We start from the raw sequence: 6,784 nt of genomic DNA, 5'->3' as shown, positions 1-6,784 counted from the left end.
CATGTAGAGAAGTTAGGGCAAAACTTTTGGTGGCAGAGCATTGATTTTGAGTTGCCAAAAAATAAGCCTGTTTCTAGAATTTTGGATGCGTGGTGAAGTAGTCCTGGTGATTCTTCTGTACCAAGTAATACTTCTGCAGGTGATTCAATTTCACCGATGCCAACGTGTTGTCCTTTGTCTGTTTTGGCTGTGGTTAAGCCATAGATACGTGCAGGGGCAATAATGTTTTCCTGTAAAGCATGGCTTGCAAGAATGCTATAAACGCCCATCTGTACGGCATGGTTTTCTGTGCGTACTACGCCGTTGGCAGATACAGAGGTTTTTCCTGTTTTGATGTCACCAATACCAAGTTCACCCATTTCATTTTCGTAAACGCGGTCAATCGTGCCTGTTAGTTCAATGTTTAGGTCAGAGATCACCATAGATTCGCATAACACCTCAACACCAATAAATTTTTGGCTTGGTGCAATGTGTTGGATGTACTTTTCCATAAGTGAGGTTGCAATATTTTCTGATGTATTTTGATCAACCTCAGACCAATCAATTTCTGTATTTTGTTCTTTCCAAATCTGTTGGAAGATCACTTCCTTACATTCTTCAATGTGTGGTTGTTCACCTAGCATGTTGAGATAATCCCAACGGCCAATGCTTTCGTGTACTGCTTGACCAATTTGCGAACGTGAAGATGATGGCATTTTTTTCTTTAGAAGATTTTTTGCTTCCCAACGTGCAGGGCAGTCAAATAGATCTCCTAAAGAACTTGCTCTAATAGAGAAAATTCGAGACATATTAGATACCCCAAACTAATGTAAGGATTTTCTGAGTACTCCAGTACGCCAAAACAAGCAATAATACGATAACCAACAATAACCCAAATCCTAAAAATAGGTCTTTGATATAGCTAACAATCATTTCTTGTTTGGTGATGACTGGGAATAAAACATCTTGTTTTTGAGTCACAACTTCTTTTTGTACCTGTGCATAAAACTCGGTACGTTGTTGCATTGTAGAGTGAGCAGGGCAAATACCACGCTGGTCTTGCTGTTGCAGTAACGTACTAACAAGCGTACGTTCTAATTGCATTGGATGTGATTTATGTTGCATAATTGCCTCGCAGTTTTCTGTAAAGCCCACATGTGATTTCGACGGTCAGTGTGGGCTTTTTCGTTTCGATGGATTCATAGTAAACACAGTGTTTACTAAGGTCAAGTTGTTTTTACAAACATATGTGAACTTTTTTTGTTTTCTTTTTAATATTAGAGCCATGAAAAAAGACCACATGATGTGGTCTTTTTTCAAAATATTTACTTTAAGGTAGAGGATTTTGTACGCTAAAAGCATAAGCTATGACAGAGAACTCTTCTTCAATAACTTGCTCGGCTGTTAAAATTACTTCTGGGTATTCCTGTTTGTTTGCACTTACTATTCGCACTCCACCCTTTGGAAGTCTATATAAGTACTTAAATTCAAACAATCCACCATGACTGATGGCATAAATTTTTCCATCAATAATATTTGTTGTGCCTAAATCAACGTATACAACTGCATTGTTATTTATAACTGGTGACATTGAATCACCAGTAGCAGTAATAGCAAAAGCATTCTCAATAGCTACATTATATTTTACTAATGTTGAATTACTGATACGCATTTTTGTTTTTTCCTTTCCTTTAATTTTAGCAAAATCGCTAATGTTAAAAGGTATGGAAACCTCTTTATAATGAGGAACTTCAAGCTCATCAATATCTAATTGAGAATTTGAATCTAATGCTTTTAAGCTAATTACTACACTATCTTCTTTTTGTTTTTTACCTGTCAAAATCCAATTTGCAGAAACATCAAATGCTGCAGAAATTTTTAATGCTCCTGCCTTTGAGATTCCACGTCTCTTCCAATTAGTAAGTGTTTGCGGTAGTTCATCAATTTTTCTAGCAATTTCTTCTTGATTTAATTCTTTTGCTATTTCAAGTAACCGCTGAAATGACTCGTGCATATCTAACCCTAAATTGGTACATAAAAATATTATCTCTCAAGTAAACAAGTTGTGTTAAACAAACAAATTGACTTATGTAAACATAGTGTTTACTATTAAGTACACATGGTGTTTTTGAGGATAAGCTATGACTGACAAAGAAATTTTGTTGATCTTAGGTGGGTCAACGAGGGTTGCTGAACTTTTGGGAATCAAAAGTAAGCAACGTGTTCAAAATTGGATGAAAAGAGGAATACCTCCACAAGTGAAACTTGACTATCCCCACCTTTTTCTAAATCCAAATATTTTAGGCAAGCAGGTGAAAATGTGAGTCTCGAAAAAGAAGATCTTCGAACGAAGCACGATCCTGAAATTATGCATTGCTTGCGAGAAATTGCTGCTTTTAATGGTATGGAAGTAGGTAAGCAAGCTGCACTCCTAATTGAAAAAATAGTCATGGGTGAATGGCACATGGTCAATTTAGCAATAGGGCGAGTAAAAAGATATGAGCGTATGCGGGCAGACTTGGGAGAGTTTGGTCAAGGCAGTAATTCTTTTTATTCAGACAATAAAAAAGCCCGAGTTCAGACCTCAGGCTTAAGTTGTTCACAGTGATAGGTCATCAAAAATGAACGAATTAATTTTACCACAATGCGTGGTTAAAACAAACACGGCGGTGCAGATATGAGCTTAGATGCAACAAATTGGGCTTGGAGAGTACCTGTGCAAACTTCATCACAACGTACTGTTTTGTTATCAATGGCAGATCGTGCAGGTGAAGACCATACTGCATATCCAAGTGTTGCCCGATTGGCAAAAGATTGTGTGCTCAACCGTAAAACAGTGATGAAAGTTATTGATGAGTTAGAGGAGTTAAATCTACTTCAATTTACGGGTAAAACACGTGGTAATGGCGTAAAAGTTTATCGCTTAATTGGGGTAAATGGACGTGAAGAAATACCCTTAACTAGTACCAAAAGTGGTACATGTCCCAAAAATGGTACTGGTACCAAAAGTGGGACGGCGACCTGTACCAAAAGTGGTACTGCAACCAGTCCCAAAAGTGGTACACAGAATCTCCCAATGAATCTTTTAATAGAATCTAAAAATAAAAAAACTTGGTTTTCTTGGGAAAAACTTGAAGACGAGCTTGATTACTTGCAAGACCCAAATCTGATTTTAGAAATCAAAAATGCATCTTGGTTTGAACGTGAGTTAAATCACTTTGAAAAATTTAACGCTGAGAAAAATTTGGATGACGATGTGATGATTTACCACTTCGCTGACAAACTTGTTCAGGCGGTAGCCAAGTACCGAGCATTGGAATCTAAATCTAATCCTGTGCAAAACAAAAAATCACAGTCTGAAAAACCAAGCGAAGCCCAACTCTCTGAAAAACAAATTTTCATGTTTGCAAACAAAATCTCCCGTCTACCTGAGTATGCAAGTCAGCATGCTCAAGTTGGCGAAACCTACGAAGATTTGGCAAGTCGCATCATGGATGAGCTTTGCACTGCTGAGGGCATTCAAAAACTGATCCCGTATCTCAAGCAGGTGGGCTACAAACAAAACGGTGTAGGGGCGTAAGTATGAGAATTTATCAAAACTTTGAATCTTGCTCTGAAAAACAAATCGCTGTGTGTCACGCCGTAACCGCACTTCAAGCACGTTGGTCTTTAGATGCGATTGCAAAACAAATTCAGGTGTCTGTGATGGTGCTTGTAGATCTGGTAACACATGAGCGTGTTGCTTCAAGTGTTTTAAATAAAATTGCATGTGGTCTTGGTTTAAATGAGGTGGTGGCGTGAACACTCAGCGTTTGATTGAATTATCTCAAGTGAGCAATGCCGTTTTAACAGGTGAAATGGTGGTTTATAACCATTCTCAGTTTATTGGGCATCAATGCAAAATTTACGATGCTCCTAAACCCGTTAGCGAAAAAGAACAAGCCTTTAGAGAACGTTGGTGCAAGCGACAATTAAGCAGTTTACGTTTTAGCGAAAGCACAGCAGTTTTAGGGAGTGGACAATGAGTGCACCCCACATCACATTTCAGCAACAGCTCGATATTTTAATTTACGCCGTGTATGCCACAGAACCTGTTACAGGGGTGGATCTAAGAAATTTTGTGGTTGATTGCGATAAAAATCGTATGTCGATGTATTTACGCAGTCTGCAAGATGCAGGTTTCTTAGAAAAAATAGATTATGCGATGTATCAAGCAACGCCGTATGCAAAAGAATTAATGGGCGTTAAATGACTAGTAGTATTTCATTGGCTGAATACAAAAGTAAGTATGCATCTACTCGTAAGAAGCCTATTAAACGCAAAAAATCAGGGGTAGGTGTAACGAAACGAAGCGAGGGTGAACAAACCCTCAGCTTACAACTTAAAGCCGTAAAAATCGCATTTCAAGAAGAATACCAATTTCACCCAACACGTAAGTGGAGATCTGATTTTTATATTACAGATACTAAACTTTTAATTGAGGTAGAGGGTGGTATTTGGACCAATGGTAGGCATACACGTGGTAGTGGTTATTTAGGGGATATGGAGAAATATAACGAGGCATCAAAAATAGGGTTCACCGTTTTAAGATTTAGTACACAGCAAGTTAAGTCAGGATTTGCAATTAAAGAAATACAGCAGTTTTTGGGAGAGTAGATTTAATGGGTAATGTTGTTGCGTTAGAGGGTTTAAGTGCTTTTGAGTGGTTGGGTCGTGAGTTGCGTGCCAAGGTTGCCCAGTACGAAATTAGTGAAAAGGCAACAGGAGAGAAGCCACCAAATTGGGAAGACAAAGCAGGAGTGTTTGCATTAATGGATGACGATCTACAAAAAGACCTAGCGTTTTTATTAGCGTACGGCGATTGGAAGGAACACGGTGTACAGTACGCTAAGGTACTTAAATTCTTAACTGCATCTATTTTTGTAGTAGCGGATGAAGAGAAGAAACGTAATAAAGATAAGTTGCCTGAGATTTGTCGGAAGATTGCCAATATGGAGCTTTATTATTTCTTGCATAACTATTTAGAAAGTAAGGTGACTTTAGAAGGGCGTTTATGGTTTGCAGGTGTAGATATGGAAGTTAAAACTTATAAAAATAATTGGAAGAACTATGGCGATGCCGTACAAATGATGTTGCAAGAAGCCAAAGCGGATGCCATTAAATATATTGAAAATTACCGCCGTGAGCTAGAAATTTCTTAAATTGACATATTCGTCCCGATAAGGCATCATTTGGATATAGTGGTTATATTAAATTTTAATGTAGACCAAACCAGTTTAGTTTACACTTTTTGTTTCGGCTTACTCGCTCTATTGGGATTATGGACCGGTTTAATAAGTGCCCCTGTTTTATCGATAAGCTACATGCTTGGAGCCTTACTGCAATTCATAAGCTTAGTGTCAACACTAGAGCGTCTATCAACTTTATTGCAGTTTATTTTTGAAAAAGGTAACAACATGAACATGAAAAAATTTTTAACCCTCGACAATGGTTGGATGATGTGGCAGTAGGGCTCTAAGAATGTTTACGATAAACTTGGGATTTTTCTAAAATCACCAACTACGGTGCAAGTCCGGCCTGCCACGCCAAATTTCTTTAAAGATCACTATCACTCATAAAGTGAATTTTTATACTTTGAATTTATTTTTAATTCAATAAACTTTTGTGCATATTGTTCCGCTATATCTTTTCCTTCAATAATAGAAACATTTTCATTGTTATAGGTTGCATTTTTGGTCCAATTATATGACCCAGTAATAACTTTTGTGAAATCAATAATACAAAACTTATTGTGCATTATTTTTTTTCCAAAAGGTGAAATAGGATTGACTTTGTAATATTCAATTCCTTTTAACCCAAACTGTAGTCCATATTTCTCTGTTATTTCGTCATCATTAACGATTACTTGAATATTTAGCCCTGATCTATGCTTGTTCAGTAAGATATTTCCTATATCTTTATCTGTAAACCATGCAATGGCAGCCCAAATACAAAATTTTGCATTTAATAAATTCTCAATTATTTGATTTTTGATTTCATCAAAATGGACGGTTGCTTTAATAGGATCTTCAAATTGTTGACCCGATATTCGGTATATATTGTCTAAATTTTTTTCTAGTTTATACCCATCATATTTAATAATTTCATTAATAAGTTTTGTTACTTCGTCTGAGTTTTCAATTCGTCTTGAATCAACCAAGCTTTCTAATAAGGGTTTTAAATTACGTGTACCATTTAATGTTTTTAGTGTTGTAATCACATATTTTGTGCGACTTAATTTAAATGGTAATCCATCATCATATACATCTCTTACACCAAAAGAATTAAAAAATTTAATGATCTTTGATCCACTTAAATAGGGTGTTGGGACACCATCATCCCCAGTAATGAAAGGGGCTATAGAATTTATTGAAAAATCTGAGAGTTGCATTTTTGTTCTGAGCCCCAATATTGTTTTATACCTAAGGTAAAAATTTTAAAGTAGAAGTAATATGGAATTAAATATAAATGGGAATAGCATTCTTAATTGTAATTGGATGAATAATTTAGCGTTTGAAGTATCGCAAAATAATCAGATAGCCTACTACACATATGATATTCGTCCCGATAACGTTATTAAAGCAGATTATATGCCAAGCTTTAAAGACAATGTTATGAATGCTTTGAGGGCTGCACAACAAAATAATAGTCAGGTGTCTATTAGTGAAGATCCTGATAGAAATTACCTAACAATCACTGTGGGAAATATAATGCAGAGAGTCACTGGAACCAGATTGCCTTAGTTTGCGTCTATTTATTAGAATTT

At 36.5% G+C, this 6,784-nt stretch carries 13 protein-coding genes; 9 read left to right on the top strand and 4 right to left on the bottom strand.

Annotated features, from left to right (window positions below; translation table 11 throughout):
• From PCI70_RS08155 to PCI70_RS08145, 3 genes are all read right to left on the bottom strand, one after another.
• The coding region (locus PCI70_RS08155) for a RecB family exonuclease (protein WP_269914827.1) at positions 1 to 788 on the bottom strand (788 nt) is incomplete at its 3' end.
• Position 789: 1 nt separating this feature from the next.
• Complete coding sequence (locus tag PCI70_RS08150; protein WP_269914826.1) at positions 790 to 1,104, bottom strand: hypothetical protein; 315 nt, start codon at positions 1,102 to 1,104, stop codon at positions 790 to 792.
• A 205-nt stretch (positions 1,105 to 1,309) separates the two neighbouring features.
• Positions 1,310 to 1,993 carry a S24 family peptidase gene (locus tag PCI70_RS08145; RefSeq protein ID WP_269914825.1) on the bottom strand — a complete coding sequence of 228 codons (684 nt, stop codon included), beginning with the start codon at positions 1,991 to 1,993 and terminating at the stop codon, positions 1,310 to 1,312.
• A gap of 127 nt (positions 1,994 to 2,120) precedes the next feature.
• Between PCI70_RS08145 and PCI70_RS08140 the strand changes: the two genes are divergently transcribed.
• From PCI70_RS08140 to PCI70_RS08105, 8 genes are all read left to right on the top strand, one after another.
• Positions 2,121 to 2,303: a hypothetical protein gene (locus tag PCI70_RS08140; protein WP_269914824.1), complete on the top strand. Its 183-nt coding sequence runs from the start codon at positions 2,121 to 2,123 to the stop codon at positions 2,301 to 2,303.
• Positions 2,300 to 2,587, top strand: a complete 288-nt coding sequence (locus PCI70_RS08135) for a hypothetical protein (protein WP_269914823.1) — start codon at positions 2,300 to 2,302, stop codon at positions 2,585 to 2,587. Before PCI70_RS08140 ends, PCI70_RS08135 begins: the two co-directional genes overlap by 4 nt.
• Before the next feature lie 69 nt (positions 2,588 to 2,656).
• Positions 2,657 to 3,559, top strand: a complete 903-nt coding sequence (locus PCI70_RS08130) for a helix-turn-helix domain-containing protein (RefSeq protein ID WP_269914822.1) — start codon at positions 2,657 to 2,659, stop codon at positions 3,557 to 3,559.
• A gap of 2 nt (positions 3,560 to 3,561) precedes the next feature.
• Positions 3,562 to 3,780, top strand: a complete 219-nt coding sequence (locus PCI70_RS08125) for a hypothetical protein (protein WP_269914821.1) — start codon at positions 3,562 to 3,564, stop codon at positions 3,778 to 3,780.
• Positions 3,777 to 4,004 carry a hypothetical protein gene (locus tag PCI70_RS08120; RefSeq protein ID WP_269914820.1) on the top strand — a complete coding sequence of 76 codons (228 nt, stop codon included), beginning with the start codon at positions 3,777 to 3,779 and terminating at the stop codon, positions 4,002 to 4,004. Before PCI70_RS08125 ends, PCI70_RS08120 begins: the two co-directional genes overlap by 4 nt.
• Complete coding sequence (locus PCI70_RS08115; protein ID WP_269914819.1) at positions 4,001 to 4,231, top strand: hypothetical protein; 231 nt, start codon at positions 4,001 to 4,003, stop codon at positions 4,229 to 4,231. Before PCI70_RS08120 ends, PCI70_RS08115 begins: the two co-directional genes overlap by 4 nt.
• Complete coding sequence (locus tag PCI70_RS08110) at positions 4,228 to 4,635, top strand: DUF559 domain-containing protein (RefSeq protein ID WP_269914818.1); 408 nt, start codon at positions 4,228 to 4,230, stop codon at positions 4,633 to 4,635. Before PCI70_RS08115 ends, PCI70_RS08110 begins: the two co-directional genes overlap by 4 nt.
• A 5-nt stretch (positions 4,636 to 4,640) precedes the next feature.
• Positions 4,641 to 5,180: a hypothetical protein gene (locus PCI70_RS08105; protein WP_269914817.1), complete on the top strand. Its 540-nt coding sequence runs from the start codon at positions 4,641 to 4,643 to the stop codon at positions 5,178 to 5,180.
• A gap of 407 nt (positions 5,181 to 5,587) precedes the next feature.
• Here PCI70_RS08105 and PCI70_RS08100 read toward each other — a convergent pair whose 3' ends face one another.
• A complete protein-coding gene (locus PCI70_RS08100) occupies positions 5,588 to 6,409 on the bottom strand; it encodes a phospholipase D-like domain-containing protein (protein ID WP_269914816.1) in 822 nt (273 codons plus the stop codon).
• Positions 6,410 to 6,470: 61 nt separating this feature from the next.
• Between PCI70_RS08100 and PCI70_RS08095 the strand changes: the two genes are divergently transcribed.
• Entirely contained in the window at positions 6,471 to 6,761 is a 291-nt protein-coding gene (locus PCI70_RS08095) for a hypothetical protein (RefSeq protein WP_269914815.1), read from the top strand.
• Positions 6,762 to 6,784: the final 23 nt, after the last annotated feature.

Origin of the sequence: Acinetobacter sp. HY1485 (assembly GCF_027568475.1) — a bacterium.
Taxonomy (GTDB): domain Bacteria; phylum Pseudomonadota; class Gammaproteobacteria; order Pseudomonadales; family Moraxellaceae; genus Acinetobacter.
The sequence above is the reverse complement of the archived record's forward strand: the minus strand, read 5'-3'. Positions and strand labels throughout refer to the sequence as shown.